This is a genomic window from Microcoleus sp. Pol11C3 (assembly GCF_036701485.1).
Taxonomy (GTDB): domain Bacteria; phylum Cyanobacteriota; class Cyanobacteriia; order Cyanobacteriales; family Microcoleaceae; genus Microcoleus.
Window position 1 is genome coordinate 70,190 of the sequence record NZ_JAUBQW010000001.1, and the last position, 19,495, is coordinate 89,684.

11 protein-coding genes, 1 tRNA gene and 1 pseudogene are annotated in these 19,495 nt (G+C 44.7%); 4 read left to right on the forward strand and 9 right to left on the reverse strand.

Annotated features, from left to right (window positions below; all coding sequences use genetic code 11):
• Positions 1-172: 172 nt before the first annotated feature.
• From QUA40_RS00320 to lipA, 3 genes and pseudogenes are all read right to left on the reverse strand, one after another.
• Positions 173-700: a transcriptional repressor gene (locus QUA40_RS00320; RefSeq protein WP_333120850.1), complete on the reverse strand. Its 528-nt coding sequence runs from the start codon at positions 698-700 to the stop codon at positions 173-175.
• A 359-nt stretch (positions 701-1,059) separates the two neighbouring features.
• Complete coding sequence (gene sigC / locus QUA40_RS00325; RefSeq protein ID WP_333120851.1) at positions 1,060-2,325, reverse strand: RNA polymerase sigma factor SigC; 1,266 nt, start codon at positions 2,323-2,325, stop codon at positions 1,060-1,062.
• 787 nt (positions 2,326-3,112) lie between these two features.
• Positions 3,113-3,988: pseudogene (lipA, locus tag QUA40_RS00330) on the reverse strand (lipoyl synthase); the annotation flags it as partial.
• A 91-nt stretch (positions 3,989-4,079) separates the two neighbouring features.
• Here lipA and QUA40_RS00335 point away from each other — a divergent pair.
• Positions 4,080-4,153: transfer RNA gene (locus QUA40_RS00335), tRNA-Pro, on the forward strand.
• Between the two features lie 481 nt (positions 4,154-4,634).
• A complete protein-coding gene (locus tag QUA40_RS00340; RefSeq protein WP_333120853.1) occupies positions 4,635-5,756 on the forward strand; it encodes an EAL domain-containing protein in 1,122 nt (373 codons plus the stop codon).
• Positions 5,757-5,987: 231 nt separating this feature from the next.
• On the opposite strand, the gene QUA40_RS00345 is transcribed toward QUA40_RS00340, so the two are convergent.
• Together QUA40_RS00345 and xth are read right to left on the reverse strand one after the other, a co-directional pair.
• Positions 5,988-6,863 (reverse strand): SDR family oxidoreductase, encoded by an 876-nt coding sequence (locus QUA40_RS00345; protein ID WP_333120855.1) that lies wholly within the window; start codon positions 6,861-6,863, stop codon positions 5,988-5,990.
• Positions 6,864-7,010: 147 nt separating this feature from the next.
• The gene (gene xth, locus QUA40_RS00350) at positions 7,011-7,796 is read right to left on the reverse strand and encodes an exodeoxyribonuclease III (protein WP_333120993.1); all 786 of its coding nucleotides are present in this window, start codon (positions 7,794-7,796) and stop codon (positions 7,011-7,013) included.
• A 633-nt stretch (positions 7,797-8,429) separates the two neighbouring features.
• On the opposite strand from xth, the gene QUA40_RS00355 reads away from it, so the two are divergent.
• Together QUA40_RS00355 and QUA40_RS00360 are read left to right on the forward strand one after the other, a co-directional pair.
• Positions 8,430-10,964 carry a GTPase gene (locus QUA40_RS00355; protein ID WP_333120857.1) on the forward strand — a complete coding sequence of 845 codons (2,535 nt, stop codon included), beginning with the start codon at positions 8,430-8,432 and terminating at the stop codon, positions 10,962-10,964.
• A gap of 6 nt (positions 10,965-10,970) precedes the next feature.
• Complete coding sequence (locus tag QUA40_RS00360) at positions 10,971-12,722, forward strand: GTPase (RefSeq protein ID WP_333120858.1); 1,752 nt, start codon at positions 10,971-10,973, stop codon at positions 12,720-12,722.
• Between the two features lie 66 nt (positions 12,723-12,788).
• Here QUA40_RS00360 and QUA40_RS00365 read toward each other — a convergent pair whose 3' ends face one another.
• From QUA40_RS00365 to QUA40_RS00380, 4 genes are all read right to left on the reverse strand, one after another.
• The gene (locus QUA40_RS00365; RefSeq protein WP_333120859.1) at positions 12,789-13,412 is read right to left on the reverse strand and encodes a type II toxin-antitoxin system antitoxin SocA domain-containing protein; all 624 of its coding nucleotides are present in this window, start codon (positions 13,410-13,412) and stop codon (positions 12,789-12,791) included.
• 126 nt (positions 13,413-13,538) lie between these two features.
• Positions 13,539-15,176, reverse strand: a complete 1,638-nt coding sequence (locus QUA40_RS00370) for an acetolactate synthase large subunit (protein ID WP_445301113.1) — start codon at positions 15,174-15,176, stop codon at positions 13,539-13,541.
• Between the two features lie 133 nt (positions 15,177-15,309).
• Positions 15,310-16,677, reverse strand: coding sequence for an NAD-dependent succinate-semialdehyde dehydrogenase (locus QUA40_RS00375; RefSeq protein ID WP_333120861.1), 1,368 nt, complete (start codon positions 16,675-16,677; stop codon positions 15,310-15,312).
• A 357-nt stretch (positions 16,678-17,034) separates the two neighbouring features.
• Positions 17,035-19,353 carry a polysaccharide biosynthesis tyrosine autokinase gene (locus QUA40_RS00380; protein WP_333120863.1) on the reverse strand — a complete coding sequence of 773 codons (2,319 nt, stop codon included), beginning with the start codon at positions 19,351-19,353 and terminating at the stop codon, positions 17,035-17,037.
• Between the last annotated feature and the right edge of the window lie 142 nt (positions 19,354-19,495).

Consider the following 19,495-nt stretch of genomic DNA (forward strand, 5'->3'; position numbering starts at 1 on the left):
GGCTTGCGGACGCTACATCAAAGAAATCGGGTTTCTGGTTTCCGACTCATTCCTGAAATGATGTATTTTTCTTAAGAAACCCGGTTTCTGCGTAACTGCGATCGCACTTGGGCTACCCATTTTTGTTAAAAGTTGTAACAAGCTGTACTTGAAATGCGAAAATAGTGTATTGTCACTCGATTGAATCCAGGCTGTTGTGGCCGTTTTCGGCGATCGACCTCGGACAAGACCAATTGCTCGAAACCAAAGACGGCCATCCCATCCGCAAAGCTTCGTGGCACACCGTATGAATGGTTAGCTGGCAGTCTAGCAGGTGCAACCCAGACTTTTCAGATTGCTTCATGCCAATTTTCAAAATCGAATCGTTGTTAAATTCGATCGTTCTGTTGCACTGAACGCAGACTAGGTGGTGGTGGTGATGCGGGTAAGGCTGGTTTATCTCATAGTGTTTGTGACCTTCTGCTAGTTCGAGTTCGCGGAGGAGGCTCATCCTTGCCATTAACTTTAAAGTTCGGTAAATGGTGGACAAGCTAATGTTTTCGCCGCGATTTTTTAACAAAGTGTACAAATCCTCCGCACTCAGGTGATTGCCTTTGGGGAGGTTCTGAAACACGTGCAAGATGGTTTCCCGTTGGGGAGTCATCCGCCACCCTTTGTCATTGAGTTCGGATTTGAATGAGGACGCGGTATAAAGTGCCATTGTGACCCTCTCAAGAAAGTCTGCCTATTGACAATAATACACAACGATCGAAATATTTTGTAAATATCGCAGCTTATTGAAAAAAGATTGAGGAAAAAATTTGGTTTTTGATATTTTTTGACTTTTAACAAGCTTGATGACTGAAAGCCTCCACGATACAAGCCCCCGAATTTATCCGTGGGGTCAATACTTCAATTCTTTAATCTAAAATCTAAAATCTAAAATCGATTGACTTGCTGCAGAGGACAGAGAAGTTGTTGAGAAGTAAATATTGTTACTTCTGCCGAATGCCTCATGCCTTCTGCACAAGTGCCAAATGCCTTGCTCCCTGATTAATCGCGCTGACGGACCTGCCAAATTTAAGTCAGAGACTCCAAATAGTCGCGCACGCGGTTGCGACGCTTAGGTTGGCGGAGTTTTTGCAAAGCTTTGGCTTCTATTTGGCGGACTCGCTCGCGGGACAAGTCGAGCGCGCGGCCAATTTCGGCTAGCGAATAGGGGTGTCCGTCACCCAAACCAAAGCGCATCAGAATTACATCTCGCTCGCGGCTGGTCAAATCTGCCAGCAGTTGCTGCAAGTCGCGGTGCAGAGCTTCTCGCATCAGCATTTCTTCTGGGGAGATGCTGTCGGTTTCGAGCAAGTCGCCCAACTCTGTATCTTTTTCGTTGCCCACTTTAGTTTCCAGAGAAACAGATCGCGGGACTCGCAGCAAAACTTCTCGGACTTGAGCCGCAGTCATGTCCAGCTCGACGCCGATGTCTTCGATCGTAGCTGTCCGACCTTTTTCTTGAGAAATTTTGCGCTGGGCTTTTTTGATTTTGTTAAGTTTTTCGGTGATGTGGACAGGGAGGCGAATGGTGCGGCTTTGAGTGGCGATCGCCCGCGTAATTCCCTGCCGAATCCACCAGTAGGCATAGGTGCTAAACCGATAGCCCCGCGTCGGGTCAAACTTTTCTACAGCTCGCTCCAGTCCCAGAGTACCTTCTTGTATTAAATCGAGCAATTCTAAACCGCGATTTTGATATTTTTTCGCCACCGAAACCACCAGGCGCAGGTTCGCCTTAATCATGTGGTCTTTAGCTTCGACGCCTTCAGCTTGAATTCTTTCGATCGTCTCCACCGTCATCTCTGCTAACTCGGCCCAATGGCGCTTGCCTTCGGCCATAATTCGCTTGAGTTCTGGCACGTCAGAGACGCCGGCGGTTAAGGCCCAGCGTTCCAAGGAAGGTTTATGTCCCAACTGTGCGGACAAGCGATCGCGCACTTCAATTAAATGCACGAAGCGCCCAATTAGCCCTTCTTCCTGGGAGGCGACGGTGTTGCGTAATTCCAGCAATTTGATATAGCGCTGAACTTTTTGAGCTTCCGAGACTTCTTCGTCTCTACCCAAGAGACGAACCCGACCTATTTCTTGGAGGTACAGGCGCACTAAATCTGTAGTGCGGCGGCTGGCATTTTTTTGCAATTTTGCTGCTGGGTCTGCATCTTCTGTCTCTGCTGGGTCTTGGTCGAGCAGTTCGTCTCCAGCTTCTTCAGCATCTTCATCCAACACATCACCTTGCAAGGGATTGACTCGCACTTGTTCGTCGAATTCAGCTTCAGCGTAAAAAGAGGTGGCTGGCATAGTGATTTTCTCAGTTGCTCCGGGTGAAAAGATGCTACGCTTAGCGGTTATTTATAATTAAGATGCCCATTTGGTTAAGACGAAGCATCACCGCTTTGTGTTTCTTTACTAACTTTCCTGACTTTTCTGCTGTTGGAGAGATCGAACTTTTGCTGCCCCACTTGTTTTACCAAGATTCTGGAAAACGCTAAGAACTTTCTGATGTAACAGGTTGAAGGCCCGAAAAGTGTGTTGTACTTCTTTGTTTATGTAGCTAGTATAGATAGTGACTGGCTAAAAACAAGTGACGTTAGTCAGAAGTTAAGTTAATCTTCATCACCGATAAGCTGGTTCCCGATCACTTCGGAAAATTAGCCATTTTTTTAATAAAACTTTATATAACTCACCGCTCTTGATTAAATACGCTTCAGTGAGTGCAGAAGTTTAATCCCTTACAGAATATGGGCTTGAGAGTTGCTAGAGTCCGCAGTACCCAGTTATTGGCTGACGCAAAAACCGGGTTTCTTCCTCAAATTTCTGGATTAAAACCTAGAAGTTTGAGGAAGAAACCCGGTTTCTGGATCTCTTTTGGGTAAGTCGCGACTTGAAGGCGACGATCGACCGATAATTGTTTTGCTATTGGCTGTTGCTTCGGACTTAACATCACGCCCCGAACACCAGCATCTGAAACCGGGTTTTTTGTCCAAGGCCTGCATATCAAGCGCAAGTTTTTCCTCGCTGTTAACCGGTTGATCTGGTTTTAGTGAGAATGGTACGATCGGGCGCGAGTCAACTCAAATTAAAGTTGCTAGCGTGGGTAAAGTTTCATCAGTTCCCTCACCTGTTCGGCGTGATAGGAACTGCGAGTTAAGGGAGAAGCGACAACTTGCAAGAATCCCAAAGATTCGCCAAACTTTCTCCAAGCATCAAACTGTTCCGGAGGCACAAAGTTTTCGACGTTCAAGTGCTTTTGAGTCGGTTGCAGGTACTGTCCAACTGTTAGAATATCGCAGCCGACAGCCCGTAAGTCCTGCATCGCCTCCCGAATTTCGGCGTCTGTTTCTCCGAGTCCCACCATGATGCCGGATTTGGTGTAAACCCCAGGTGCGAGTTGGCGGCTTCGCTGCAATAGTTCCAAGGTGCGATCGTACTTTCCTTGCGGCCGCACCTTGCGGTAAAGTCGCTTTACGGTTTCGGTATTGTGGTTGAGTACCTCTGGCCGGGCTGCGAGAATGATTTCTAAAGCTTGCCAGTTGCCGCACAAGTCGGGAATCAAAACTTCTATAGTTGTATCGGGCATCGCCGATCGCACTGCTTGAATGCACTCGACAAACTGAGACGCGCCCCCATCCGGCAAATCGTCCCGGTTAACAGAGGTAATCACGACGTGGTTGAGTTTGAGCCGCTGCACCGCTTGCGCCAATCTTTGGGGTTCCGTGGGATCTAAAGGTTGGGGCTTTTTCTCAAAATCGATGTCGCAGTAAGGACAGGCGCGGGTACAAGCCGGGCCCATAATCAAAAATGTGGCCGTACCTGCGTTGAAGCATTCGCCGATGTTCGGACACGACGCCTCCTCGCAAACCGTATTCAGGGACAAATCCCGCAAAATTTCTTTGACGTTGCCGACGCGCTCCCACTGGGGGGCTTTAACTCGCAACCACTGGGGCTTAACTGTCACGTCTGTCTCCGCCTGAGTAGTATTTTAAAAATAATTATATACGAGCTTGCTCAATTTTGACTTGAATGTGATATATTTAAAAAATAGTGACTAAATTCGGGATGTAGCGCAGCTTGGTAGCGCACCTCGTTCGGGACGAGGGGGTCGCAGGTTCAAATCCTGTCATCCCGATTATAAAATTAAATTGGATATTCCGCAGCAACTGAGTTTATTTTGGGCGATCGTCCGGCTGTGTATATTTGTGGTTGGGATAAATGAATGGATCGGGCGATTCCCTACGGGATAGCTGCGCTTCACGGGTGTGTTAATGTGCCTTTGCTAAAAAAATAACTGTAGCGACTGTTTTGGCAGAGGGAATTAGAGAAGAAGGCGTAAAGAATCACAGCAGCAGCAGTAGAGAGTAGCGAACAAGTCTTTGCCTTCTCCCTCTGTGATGATTTGGGACTGTGTTTAATCACACGTACTTGCTCAATGCTGAGAACTTTGACTAAGGTTTGAAACCGGAGGCAAGTATAAATACTGCAATAATTCTTAAATACAAGTTCATCACGATTTACATCTAGAGATAGATGAATTAAGAGGTGAATGAGCTTATAATAAAAGTTAATTGTTAGCGTGTCTAAAATTAACCCAAAAACCGGAGGATATTCCAATGCAAATAAGTGGCAAAGCCTTCGGCTCCTGCTCTCGCTGCGAAACAGTACCCGCAAAAATAGAGGGCAGCGGATGTCTATACCTGTGGTTTCCAGTATCGCACACGCTGACCAAGGTTATTTCTGCGCTGGCGAAGGCTAAACTTGAATTCCAGCTTTTAGAAGAGAGCAAGTGTTTGTACGTTATCCTTGAGGGAATAGCGAGAGAAAATTTTAGCGCCCTAGCATCATCGGTGCTGACAACTCAAGAGTTGAAAGAGACAAAAGTTTTGTGGATGAGCGAAGTTGAACAGCCCAAACTTAGCGATTTTTATCGCAGCACTTCCTTAGACTCTTTTATTAATTTGAGTAACTCGGATTGGTTGTTAGATTTATTGTCCGAAGAACGCATTACTACACATTTTCAGCCCATTGTTTATACCTCAGATACTTCTAAAATTTTTGCCTATGAAGCCCTGCTCCGAGGAATTGACGAGCAAGGAAACTTAATTTATCCGGGTCGGATTTTTTCCCAAGCAGAATCAGCAGGCCTAATTTTTCAACTAGATGTTTTAGCCCGGACTCGCGCTATCCGCGAAGCCCATGTTTACAATCTCAAAGAACTACTTTTTATTAATTTTTCTCCAACTTCAGTTTACGATCCCGCTACGTGCCTGCGAAGAACAGTACAAGCTATTGATGAAGCGGGAATTCCTCACAGCAATATTGTTTTTGAAGTAGCCGAATCTCAGCACCCCCCTGATATCGATCACTTGATAAATATTTTGAGGTTTTACCGAGAGGCGGGATTTTTAATTGCCCTGGACGATTTTGGCAGCGGTTCTTCTAATTTAAATTTGATGCACCAGCTGCGTCCAGATTTTATTAAATTGGATATGCAATTGATTCGCAACGTCCATCAAGATTCTTATAAGGCACTCATTACGGAAAAGATGTTAGAAATTGCCGCTCAATTAGAAATAAAAACTGTTGCTGAAGGTGTAGAAACTATGGAGGAGTTTGAGTGGGTGCGAGAACGGGGAGCAACTTTGGTTCAAGGTTATTTGATTGCTAAACCGAGTTCTCCCCCGATCGCAGTTACGAGCTATATTGGTGCTCAACCCGTACCTATTTCTGCTTAAAAAGTTCGCAACACATCTGTAAGGTGCCCCGGAGGAGAAAAACCTGGTGAAATAGAAATAATCAATGTCCGGGGCACCCTACAAGTTGATTTACAGCAGATTGCAAGTTTATGAAGTACACATATCGATAGATCCCCGTAGGGACACGGCATTGCCGTGTCCCTACAAGGCCTATGTACCTTACAAACAAAGGCACCAGTGCTGTAATTGGTAACGAGAAGAACGAGTCTTTTAAACGCTCAAATTGCGCCGCAGAAAGCTTTCTAAGGATTCCATTTTCAGGCCGTAGATTGATTCCAAGTTTTGCACTTCTTCGGGAGTGCAGAAATACTCGTTACCCAGCAATACCCGCAAAGTTCCTAAGTCTTTTTGAGCTTGAGGATTCAATAAACCCAAGGCATTTCTCAAACCGTCAAACACCATCAGCGGCGGGTTGATTACTATCGGTTCGCGCTTAAATAAGCGTGCAAAAATGCGGGGAATGTCGTCTCTTGTCAGCACATCCGGGCCACCGACTCGCAGAATTTGGTTGCGGGAACCTTCGACTGTTGGCGAGTCTGCTGCAATCTTTGCCAAGTCGTCGGTACTGACAACAGATGTGCGATTTTTGCCATCGCCAATTAGCAGGTAAAGTCCGGTTTCTCGAAATCTTTCTGCTAGCGGTAACAAGCTGGAAGCAAAACCTGCAGGCCGCAAGATTGTATAATTCAAGCCGCTGTTTTGCAGGTATTTTTCTACTTCTCGCTTGGCTTTGAATACTGCGGAATCTTCGTATCCCCGATCGACTCCCAGTACCGAAACAAAGACAAAGTGCTGCACTCCGGCTTCTTTGGCGCAGTCGATTAGTTCTATGTTAGCGCGGTAGTGTACTGCTTGAACGTCGCCGCCGGTGCCGTGGCTGCTGATAATGTATTGCACTCCTTGGCAGGCTTTTTTAATATCTTTGTCTTGTTTTAAGTCGCCGATAAAAATCTCGGCGCCTCGGTTTTCTAGTTCTGAGTAGCGAGATGCGAGGCGAACGAATGCGCGGACAGGCTTGTCTTGCTGTCGGATTTCTCGTACAATTCGGCGGCCTAGTGCGCCTGTGGCTCCGGTTACTAAGAACATGATTTTTAGTTGTTGGTTGTTATTAACTGGATCGGGACTTACGCATAGGATCGAGAAACCTGGTTTCTTAAATTTATCGTTGCTAAACCTAAGATTTATGGTAGAAACCGGGTTTCTTTTGCCTTAGTTTTATTTATAACTCATAAATCAAATTTCGACAATTACGGGGGCGTGGTCGCTGGGTTTGATTAATTTTCTGGGAGCAATGTCTATTGTACAGTTTTTTGCTTGTTCGTACAGGGGAGGGCTGAGATAATGGTGGTCGATTCTCCAGCCGTTGTTGCGGGGAAATGCGGCGGCGCGGTAGTCCCACCAGCTATAATGACCTCCTTCTGTGGTGAATTTCCGAAAGGGGTCGTTTAATCCTAATCCTATGATTTCTGTTAGTGCGAGGCGCTCGGCTACTGATAGCCCGACGGAGTTAGCATTGGCTTTGGGATTGTGGATATCTCGATCGTCCGGGACGATGTTGAAGTCGCCGCAAATGCACAATTTATGGGATTTGTCTAGTGCTATTTTGAGGTATTCTTGCAGCAGTTTGAGCCACTTTAGTTTGTACTCATATTTCTCGCTGCCGACTTCGGAACCGTTGGGAACGTATACGCAAATAATGCGAATGTCGTCTATAACTCCGGCTATTAGGCGTTGTTGTTCGTCAAAAATACCTGCGGTTTCGTCGCCGAGAATGGGGGCAAATCCGGTGCTGATTTGCGAAAGGGGCGATCGGCTAAAGATAGCGACGCCGTTGTAGGATTTTTGACCGGAAATGTAGCATTTGTAGCCGAGGTTGATGAAGGGTTCTAGGGGGAAGTCTTTGTCTATAACTTTGGTTTCTTGGAGGCAAAGAACGTCTGGGGAGTTTGTTTGCAGCCAGCTAGTAACTTGTTCTAGGCGGGTGCGGATTGAGTTGACGTTCCAGGTGGCGATTTTCATTTTTTGTTTGTTATATACTCTCTGATTACTGGTTCTATCGTGAAGTGCGATCGCCCGTTTTGTTGTACTGTTTCCACTAATGACCGTCGTCCTAAAGATTGCATGACTTTCAAGAGTTCTGGCGGTGATAGTTGCAGGCTTTCTGGTATTTTTAAGATGTCGGCTGGTTCGGGGGTATTGGCTAGCCAGGCGATCGCCTGTTGTTCGGATGCGGTTAGGCGATCGCACTGCTGGTGCAGCAGAGATTCTAAATCACCTAAAAACAGGGTATCACAGGATAGGAACTCGGAAACGCTGTTGCCGAATAAGTCTTGAATCTATGACTTTTTCGGTAGCAACCAGCTAAATGTGATTTTTTATGGTCTAGTTGGGATGGAAAAATTTACTAAATATGACTTGATCTAGCTTGACAAGCTTTGGTATTTAGGAAATAATTTATACTTAAGACCGCAAACAGATAAATAAACAAATAATAAGCTAAAAAATAATTTATTTAGGTTTTATAAAAAAGGAGACGCAAAATGTATGAAATGGGAAGAAGCATTTAAAATCGTTTTTTCGGTTCTAACATCTGTCGCGAGTGCCAGTCTATTGCCTTAATCTGTGACCAATCCAAATATTGAGTAAGTTAAGATGTCTGACCTAATCTCAAAAACCACCGAACACCTAGACTACCCATTCCTATTAGTCACACAAATGGTCTGTGCGGATCAGCAGATTCATAGTGAAGAGTCGAAAGCACTACGCGAACTAGCAATGCAGATCAGCGCTTCTCAACGCACTCTAGCTGAGATGGAAAAAATTCTGGCTCAAGAGGAAAACCAGCTTTCTGTAGAGGATTTAGCTCGAAAAGTGTCGCCCGGTGAGCAAAGTGAGGCTATGTCGCAAATGTTGGCGATCGCCTATGTTGACGGTTTCTGTTCAGCATTAGAACGCCAGATGGCGGAACAAGTAGCACGGATTTGGAACTGGCCAACGGGAGAAGTACAGCGACAGTTGGCAGAAGTTGGAGCCTTTAGTGATACTCGATTTATAGGTGAAGACAATCAGCAAGAGAAACTCTCTATCGGTGCGCGTTTCCTTAAAGGGGCTGATTCTCTCCTTTCACGCGCATTAGTGGATAATGTAGCAAAGCTCACTGGGAGTGAGCAAAAAGTTGAGCAAGTACGACGGGAAATCCTGTTAACTGGGCCAGAATATGATAAGGCGATTCGTCAGTGTGCAGTCATCGCGGATGAAGATTACAAATTTGCAGAATTGGCACTTAAAAACACTTTATCAGCACTTAACAATTTGGACAAAAATATTCAACTGGCTATCGAAGACATCAAACATAAAACAGGTGGTAAAGGTCAATCTACCACCGCTAAGGAAGTCGCCAAGCAACTTGAGGATACTAGAAACTCTCTAAGTGCCGAAATTATCAAAGAAATGGAAATTGTGCGCGAGTCGCTTCGCGCCAAGGAACGCGCTCTCAATCATTTCAGCATCACTTTTATGGGCAGAACTAAGGCGGGAAAAAGCACTCTTCATGCCATAGTTACAGATGATGGATGGGATGCGATCGGTGTAGGCAAGCAGCGCACAACTCGGTTTAATCGGGTGTACGAGTGGAAGAATATCCGCATCATTGATACTCCTGGGATTGGCGCTCCCGGTGGCAAAAGTGATGAAGAAATTGCTAAAAGTATTATCGACGAGTCAGATGTGATTTGTTATGTGGTCACAAATGACAACATCCAAGAGAGTGAGTTTGCTTTCTTGCGCTTATTAAAAGAAAAAGCAAAGCCATTAATTATTCTACTGAATGTCCATAATAACCTGCGCGACTCTCGCCGGTTCGAGCATTTCTTAAAGAACCCCGATAAAATGTTTGTGATGGATGGTCAAAGTGGTCTAGGCGGACACATTGACCGTATCCGTCGCTACGCTCAAGAGCATTATGCTAATGACTATTTCAATATTGTTCCTGTGATGCTGTTGGCGGCGCAGCTTTCCCGCGAACCAGAACACGCAAAGAAGAAACAGGAGCTTTTTAAGGCAAGTCGGATGCAGGATTTTCTTGATTTAATTCGTGTATCTCTGGTTAATCATGGCGCAATTCGGCGCTCTCAAACTCTTCTAGGTTCTACCGTAGGCGCAATTGAGAATCCTTATAAGTGGGTAAATCAACAAGCTTTAGTCTATGAAAAATTGACAGAGACCCTGAAAAATAAACGTCAGACGATCGAAAAGCAAATCCATAGAGCTGGAAGGGACAGCCGTGAATCTTTACAGCAACAAATCGTATCAATTTTTCAAGAGGCTATCAATGCTATTCCATCCTTTGCTGAGGCTTATTGGGAATCCAAAGAAAATCAAATGAAGTCTGGATGGGAACAACAATTAAAGTCTATCCGATTTGAGGAACGCCTGAAAGCCGCATATCGAGAGAATGGCGAAAAATTTAACCAAGAAGTTCAGGAAGTTATTGAAGAAGTCGGAAATGAATTAAAACTGATTGCTCAACTAGAAGGTGGGAACTTTCAATTTGTAGAGCAGGATTCAAAGACTTTCAATAAACTAGCTTTTAAAATAGGTAGCATTCTTCTGATACCTTTAGCAGGACTAGCTTTAACACCTCTTGGTTTACCTGCGCTTGCTGCGACTGCAATCGTAATGGTTAGTGGTTTGATGATCAATTGGCTTGCCGATCGCTTTAAATCAAAAGATCAAAAGCGTGGCGAGGCTGTTAAAAACATTTCAACTTTACTAAATGAGCAATTGAGCAAGCATAAGCAAGCCACCCTCAGAGACGCTGAGGCTAACTTCAGCAAGTTTTGTGATTCTGTTGCCGTGAATATTGATGCCTACTTTGAGGAGTTAATTAAAAGACTAGATGAACTCGCGACTCACCTTGAAGAAGCAAAAAAGGAGTTATGGGGTAGAGAAAATTATCTAAATCGTGCTTATGCTATGCGAATCATTGACTGGTGTACTGAAGAAAACGAAACTCTCACAGATGAGCGTATCAAGGAAACCATTGCCAAAGTCGAGCGAGATTTCGGGCGTAACATGAAGATTGTCACAAAATCCAAAGTTCAGCGACTAAAATCACTAGAGGATATCAAACACATCCTTCAAGAGGATATTTCCTTTAGCAATCTCAAATCTCCCAAAAAGGACTAAATTACCATGACTCAGAACAACCCCAACTTTAAAGCTGCCGATGTTGGTGCTTATTTCAAGAAGACGCTAGTAAAGTTTGACAACTTACTGGCTCAGGGAAACACACCCGAACTAACAGCTATCCGCCAAAAAGTGCGCGATGAATTAAAAGAGTATCGAGAACAGGGGATTCTCGGAGTAGCTTTGGTAGGGCAGTACAGTGCAGGTAAATCAACCATCATTTCTGGCATGACAGGACGGCGCGATATCCGCATTGATGCTGATATTGCTACTGATAAAACTACCAATTATGATTGGAACGGCATCAAGCTAATTGATACGCCTGGACTTTTTACAGATCGCCAAGATCACGATGAGATTACTTATGATGCCATTAACAAATCAGACTTGCTGGTTTTTTGCCTCACCTATATGCTCTTTGACTCATTGACAGCAGAGAATTTCAAGAAGTTAGCCTATGAAAAAGGCTATCGCTGGAAAATGATGCTGGTTATTAATAAAATGTCTGATGAAGCAGGAGAAGAAGAGCAAAAAATTGCCAACTACCGCAAAAGTCTTGCTGATGCACTGAAGCCTTACAGTCTTGATGAATTTCCGATCTGTTTTATCGATGCCAAAGACTACTGTGAAGGCATTGATGATAAAGATGATTTTCTGACGGAAATCAGCCGCTTTCCAACTTTTATTGATGCTCTCAATCAGTTTGTAGAGCGTCGTGGCTCCCTTGCTCGTTTTGATACACCTGTCCGAATTGCTCTAAGCTGTGTTGATGAGGCTCAGTTGAGCTTTACTCGCAACTCTACCGAAGATTCTGCTTTTTTTGAAGTGCTGACACGGTTATCTCGCACAGTGCGTAAAGAGCGCGATCGTCTCCGTACCAAGATTCATAGCATAGCACTACTATTGTCATCAGCAGTTGTTAATGAAGGAAGAATCCTAGCCTCAGCAGTTGGTGGCAAAGATAACTTTGAGATGCTTAATAAACAGGCTGAAATCAAGGTACAACAACACTATGAGAGAGCAGGGCGCGAAATGGAACAAGCTGTGAATACAGCCGTTGAGTCAATACAAGATGAAGTTAAAGATATACTGCAAAGTAAGTTAGTCCAGGCGTTTGTAGCCCGTTTGCAGGTCAACCAAAAAGTATCTATACAAAATGAAGATAGGAATCGACTGATAGAGCAAGTTGAAATGCTTTTCCAAGTTGGAGAAAAAGTAGGACTTGATGTAAGTCAACTTACTGACTTAGGGACAAGAGGGTTTTTACCTACTGCTGGAGGGGGTTTTTTACGCTCTATGGATGTGGTAGGAAGCAATCTCCATAAAACTGTTTTGGGTGTCGGAGAATTTATCGGCTTTAACTTTCGACCTTGGCAAGCAGTCAACATTGCTAAAGACATAGCTAATGTCGCTATGTTTGTCGGCCCTCTTCTAACATTAGTTTCAATCGGAGCGGAATTTTATAAAGCCAAACAAGAACAGGAGCAAGAGCAGAAAATGGCTGAGGCTCGAAGCGAAATTACAAGTCAGTTTATCGCGATAGCTCAAAACCTCGAAAATCAACTTGAAGGGCAGTTGCGAGAATTTGAGCAACAAGTTTACGGAGAGATTGAGAAGCAAATTGCAGCCGCTCGTCTGAAGGAAGAGGAAGCGATTTCTGCTTCTAATACTTGGGTAAAACAACTGGCAAACATCCGTAAGGATTTTGATGTGATTATCCAGTACATCACTAAGGCTACAGCTAATCCGAATACTTGAAGCTGAAAAAGTGCGATCGCCCTTACACCCCAAATTGTCAAAAAGCGCGATCGCCCCTCACTTATATTATTTAGAGAAGACACGGCCCGAATAATATTTTTTCATCGATTGTTGAGAAATAATCACATGACAAGATTCATCTCTCTGCAAATCCCCTCTCGCTTCTAGCCAAGGCATTTCACTGCAAATCATTCGTTCCAAAGTTTCATCATCATACTCAAAATATGCCTCCGCAACTTCTTCGAGAAATTGGCCAACTTTTTGGGGAAGTTTTGGTTGTTCGATTTTCTCTGTAATTGGTTCCCAATTAAATTGGGATTGATACTTCTCTAATAAATCAGGAATAACTGGCCCGTGAATCCAGGCTTGAAAATCTGCATCAAATAGTGGCTTGCCGTAAACTCCTAAATACCAAGCTTGAGCGTAATACATGAGTTTTTGTAGCTTGTAGACGTTGATTGCTACATGAGTTTGCGCGGCTAACCAAAGGAAAGCATTTGCAATATCTCGATAGCTCAGTTTTTCTGAATTAGTTGGAACCGCAACAACTTTCAGTTTGCCTTCGCCTATCTGTTCCAATAGTTCATAAACTGATAAGTTAAATTCTCCGGCAATTTGCTCAATTCTTTGCCATACCGGAGAACTTACAGTTATTTGATATTCATTTGTTATTGAGTTAGCTTGAGTCATGGCAGTCCTTAAAGCTGACTTAAATAATTGTAGCAAACAGTAATGTTGTTGTGGGGCGGGAACTCTGGCCCGCCCCTACTGGATTTCTGCTGATTTAGCCGGACATGATATTAACCATTTGCTAACTTACAAATTGCAACTCATATCCCCAGATAATTGACTGAAACGCGCATTTTCCCGGTAGTCTACCGGACAGTCAATCACGCAAGGGACATCTTGAGCAAGGGCTTCTTTCAGAATCGGAATTAAATCCGTTGCAGCTTCCACTCGATAGCCTTTTAAACCCATACTTTCGGCAAATTTCACAAAATCGGGATTGCCAAATTTGACGAAATCTGAATGACCAAAATAATCTTGCTGCTTCCATTCAATTAACCCGTAACCGCCGTCATTAAATATCAGCGTCACAAAATTAGTACCGACTCGCAAAGCAGTTTCTAACTCTTGGCAATTCATCATAAAGCCACCGTCTCCGGTGACTGCTACTACTTTGCGATCGGGATAAACGAGTTTTGCCGCCACCGCGCCCGGAATCGCAATGCCCATCGCCGCAAATCCGTTAGAAATTATACAGGTATTCGGGCGATCGCAATGATAGTGCCGCGCCATCCACATTTTGTGAGCTCCGACATCAGATATAACAATATCTTCCGGGCCCATGACTTGCCGCAAATCGTAAATAAGTTTTTGCGGCTTGATCGGGAAACCGTCGTCGGCTGCATATTGTTCGTACCCCGCGCGAATATCCGCCCGCAATTGCTTAGCAAAAGGGTCTACTTTCTCCATGCGATCCGCACGCTGCAAAATTTCATTGAGGGAATCAGAAATATCCCCTACAACTTCTACCATAGGAATATAACTGCTGTCAATTTCTGCTGGCAGAGCTCCAATATGAATAATCGGGATTTTCCCCTCTGGATTCCACTTTTTCGGGGAATATTCAATCAAATCGTAGCCAACAGCAATCACTAAATCCGTTTCTTCAAAGGCACAGCTAATGTAATCCCGTTTTTGCAATCCCGTCGTCCAAAGTGCCAAAGGATGAGTGTAAGGAATTACGCCCTTGCCCATAAAAGTATTAGCTACAGGAATATTCAATCGAGTAGCAAATTGTGTCAAAGCCTCGCTAGCATTAGCGCGGATAGTGCCATTTCCTACTAACATCAGAGGACTTTTTGCCTTGGAAATTGCCACAGCCGCTTTATTCAGGCTTTGGTAAGCCCCAAAAGTTTTTTCGCGGTTGTCTTTGGTTAGCGGATGTCCTTCAACAGTCATTGCTGCGATGTTTTCTGGCAAGTCAATATGAACTGCTCCCGGCTTTTCACTTTGAGCTACTTTAAAGGCTTTACGGACAATTTCTGCCGTTGTGCTGGGTCGAACAATTTGAGCATTCCACTTAGTAACAGGTGCAAACATGGCGACCAAATCTAAATATTGGTGCGATTCAATGTGCATTCTGTCTGTGCCCACTTGTCCGGTAATTGCTATTAAAGGAGCGCCGTCTAAGTTAGCATCAGCAACTCCTGTCATTAAGTTAGTTGCGCCCGGCCCCAAGGTGGACAAACAAACGCCTGCTTTGCCAGTGAGGCGGCCGTAAACGTCTGCCATGAAGGCTGCGCCTTGTTCGTGACGAGTAGTAATAAATTTAATTGAAGAGTTTCTCAGGGCTTCTAGAACTTCTAAATTTTCTTCGCCTGGAAGTCCGAAGACGTATTCCACTCCTTCGTTTTCTAAACATTTTACGAGTAGTTCAGCAGTGTTCATTTCCGTTTTTTGCCTCTGTAAGTGTGGATTTTTTCTCTGGGTCAAATTCTCGTAAAAATACTCGATTAATTTTTTTAACCGCAAATTAACGCAGATTAATTGATATTTTTACGAGCAGTGTATCGAGTTTTACTTATTTTACCCACACTGTTTTAATGTTGACAAATTCGTGCATTCCTTGGATGCTCAATTCGCGTCCGTAACCAGAGCGTTTGATGCCGCCAAAGGGCAATCTGGGGTCTGATTTTACTAAGCCGTTGATGAATACGGCGCCTGCTTCTAGTTCGGAAATAAACCGATCGCTCTCTGAGTTTACTGTAGTCCAAGCCGTCGCACCCAAGCCAAAAGATGTGCTGTTTGCGAGTTCGATCGCCTCATCGATGCCTGCAACCCGGAATACTAAAGCTACCGGGCCAAAAAACTCTTCTTGACGCGCAGCAGCATCCGGGGGAATCTCTGCCAGAATAGTTGGCAAGTAGAAATTGCCACCATTCTCTGACAAAGGGCGGCCGCCTGTCAGAAGTTTTGCTCCCGATTGGATGCAAGTTTGCACTTGATTGTCCAAGTCTTTGAGGATTGCGGGAGTAGCTAAAGGGCCGATATCGGTTTCGGGCAACATCGGATCGCCTACTTTTAATTGCTCGATTTTTTCCACAAATCCTTTGATGAATTCGTCGGCGATATCTTCTGCTAAAATAAAGCGTTTGGCGGCGATGCAAGATTGACCGTTATTGAGCATTCGCGATGTCACAGCAGTTGATAAAGCTGCTACCAAATCAGCACTGGACATCACTATAAAGGGGTCGCTTCCTCCTAATTCCAGTACAACTTTTTTCAAGTTTTTGCCCGCATTTGCTGCTAAACTAGCACCTGCTGGTTCGCTGCCGGTGAGGGTTGCTGCTTTGATACGATCGTCCGCAACGATATCAGCTACTTTGTCGGCGCCCACTAACAAAGTTTGAAAAACGCCTTCGGGAAAGCCCGCTTCCGTGAAAATTTCCTCTATTTTCAAAGCGCACTGCGGCACGTTGGAAGCGTGTTTGAGCAAGCCGACATTGCCCGCCATCAGCGCCGGCGCCGCAAACCGAAAAACTTGCCAAAATGGGAAATTCCACGGCATGACGGCTAAAATAGCGCCCAGCGGTTGGTAGCGAACAAAGCTGCTGCTAGCGTCAGTGGTTGCCGGTACGTCTGCCATAAATTGAGCCGCATTTTTGGCGTAATAGCGACAAACTAAGGCGCATTTTTCCACTTCGCCGATCGCAGATTTGAGCGTTTTGCCCATTTCCAGGGTCATCATTTCAGCGTAAATTTCGCGATCGCGCTCCAAGATGTCTGCAGCTTTCTGCATCCACAGAGCTCGCTGCTCAAACGGCAGGTAGCGGTATTTGTTAAAAGCTTGCTGTGCTAATTCCAGCTTAGCTTCTATTGCCTCATCCGTTATCGGCTCGAAAGTTTTCAGCGTTTCTCCCGTTGCTGGGTTAATAGTAGCAATAGCCATTGTTTCATCTCCTGTGTGAAAAACACAAAAACCCCTGCTAGTTTTCAAGCTAGCTGGGGAGTTGTATCGATGTATTACAAAATAGAAAATTGCCAGCCACGTTTTCAGGCCTTGCTAACTTGCAAGTGCCGGGATTTGTTTAAATGCCTCTACTTTTAATTATAGTTCAGAATCTCGATCGCAAATCTTAAGAAAATTCGTCTTTATGACATCAGGCACCACTCTCAAAAACAGGCAGGATGCCTGTTCCACAAAAGTTAAATGTTTTTGTGGGGTATCTCCCCGCCTTGCATTCTCAAGAACAGGCTTTCGGGCCTGTTCCACTCTACATTTCTCAAATTCTCTTCCTCAAACAGACTATTCCTGAATGTAATCCTGCACATAAGACTGATAGTAATACCTACTGCCTTTATCGTTATTCGCCACCATTCCCAATAGCGGAATCCCCGCCATTTTCAAATCTTCAAAAGCCAACACCAGCGCCTCCCGCTCAGTTTGATGCAGGCCTACTACCAGCATCAATCCGTTAGTGTGAGCCGCCAACAAATTGGCATCCGCCAAACCCAAAAGCGGCGCAGTATCGTAAATAACTAAGTCAAAATGACTTGCCAAAGCTGCCATTAAATGCTGCATTTTGCGGGAAGAAAGCACCTTTGTGGGATCAGGAGGAACTGGCCCCGATGTTAACACAAAGAGGTTTTCATCGCGGGGCGATGGCAAAATCACATTTTCCACATCCAAATCCTCAGCAATCACATTGTGGAGGCCTTGCCAATTCGGTAAACCCAGCATTTCGTGCACCTGCGGCCGTCGTAAATCCGCATCCACCAACAGCACTTGCTGGCCCATTGCAGCAGCCGCCCGCGCCAGATTTACTGCGACAGTAGACTTGCCGTCAGCTACTTGACAAGAAGTAATTACACAAGAATTGATCGGAGTCTCAAGGTTGAGTAAGCGAATATTCGCATTGAGCGATCGAAAAGCTTCTTGAAAAGCGTCCGTCGGCATCGGCGAAATTCTCACATCCACCGGACTTGTCTCAGCAGGAGGAAGTCTCAAAATTTTATCGCTAGCAGGAATTACCCCCAACAAAGGCAGGCGAATCGACTGTTTGACATCCTCTGGAGTTTGGAACACCGTTTTATTGTTAAACCGTTCCGCCAATTGCGCCGCCAGCATACCAAACAGCAAACCAGCCAATCCCCCCAAAGCCAAATTCAAAGGCATAATCGGAGCCACAGCCATCAACTCGCCATTTTTGTAGCGCGGAATTTCCGGCTTAGCAATAATTTCCCAAGCTACCTCTTTTTGGCCAACAGCTTCAAGCTGCAAAGCTTGCTGTTTTGCCAGCAAACTATTCAGCGTATTATTAGTCAACTCCGCCTCCCGTTGCAAATCGGAATAGCGTCGCAAAATCACCGGGAATCCTTGAGAGTATTGATTCAACTGCTTAGCAGCTTGTTCCAAAACTTGATTCCGCACCCCCAGAACCTGAATTAAATTAGCAGTACCGATAAACTGCTCGATTAACTTAATCCGCACCGGATCTTGAAAAGCCAGCACTTGCGAATTTACCTTAGCCAAATCAGTTCCCAAAACCTGTTGGGCTTCTTTCTTCAACAAAGGAATCAGGTTCTTGCGCTGTTCTCGCAACAATTGCATTTGCGGAGTTTGGTCTGTAAACGTAGCCGAGTTAATCGCAATTTGCCCTTCTAATTGCTGCAATTGAGTCAGCATTCCTTGATAGCGGGGAGCTTGACTCAGAGCAGATGCCATCAGCGCTTGTTGCTGGTTTAATCCGAGCTGATTTTGCAGATTGGCATAGAGCAATCTCTGCTGATTGAGCTGCGTTTGCGCGTCCAATCTTTGCTCTTGAAGTTTGCTGATTTGCTGCGCGAGTTGTTGGGTTTGAACTTGTGGGTCGATGAAATTGTACTGCTGGCGCAACTTTTGAATTTCTGTTTGCAGAGCTTGTTGGCGCTTTTGCTGGTTGGGAATTTGCGATTTCACAAAATCCAGACTCTGACTAATTTGAGTTCTGGTATCTTGCACGCTGTAGTTGCGGTAGCCTAGCGCCACTTTTTCCAAAACAAACTGAATTTTTTTCGGATCATAATCCCGATATCTCACTTCGATAATCTTGGTATTTTTGAAGCGATCAATTGACAACCTAGTTTCTTGAGAAAACGGCAAATTACCTGCTTTTTGGTTCAATAGGTAGTTGTAATTTATTTCGGGATACTTAGCCTGCAACTGTTTAATAATCGGGGACATTACTTGCGGGCTTTGCAAAACTTGAATTTGCGATTCGTAGTCAAAACCGGAATTTTCTTTCGTCGCGGGGGCCGCTGGTTGCAGTTTTAGCTCACCGGAGTAGATTTTTGCTAAAGTATTTTGCGTAACTGCTGGTTCTACTAATAATTGAAAGCGCCCTTCATACTCGCTTTTTTGATTTAGCGTCCATGCAAAAACCCCGGTGGTCACTGCCGCTGCTACGCCGATGACTAAGATGGAGCGACTGCGGCAAACTTGCCAAAAATTTAACTCTTTTTCCTCTATTTGGTTTCTGCCTAAAAATTGCTCTTCTTCATAAAGCACGGAAGAGGTTTTTTGCAGCTCAGCGGCTTTTTTATGGTTATTAAACAGTGCTATTTGAGATTTGTTCCCTGGTTTCATTTGATTTCTACAACTTATTAGTTTAAACGTCTGTACCGCGGGCGCCGTTTTCAGGAACCCGGTGGATTCCTAGATATTTTGTTGCCAAGCCGAAAATTTTTCTAGAAAACTGGTTTATGAAACCTTAATCCTAGTCAATTCA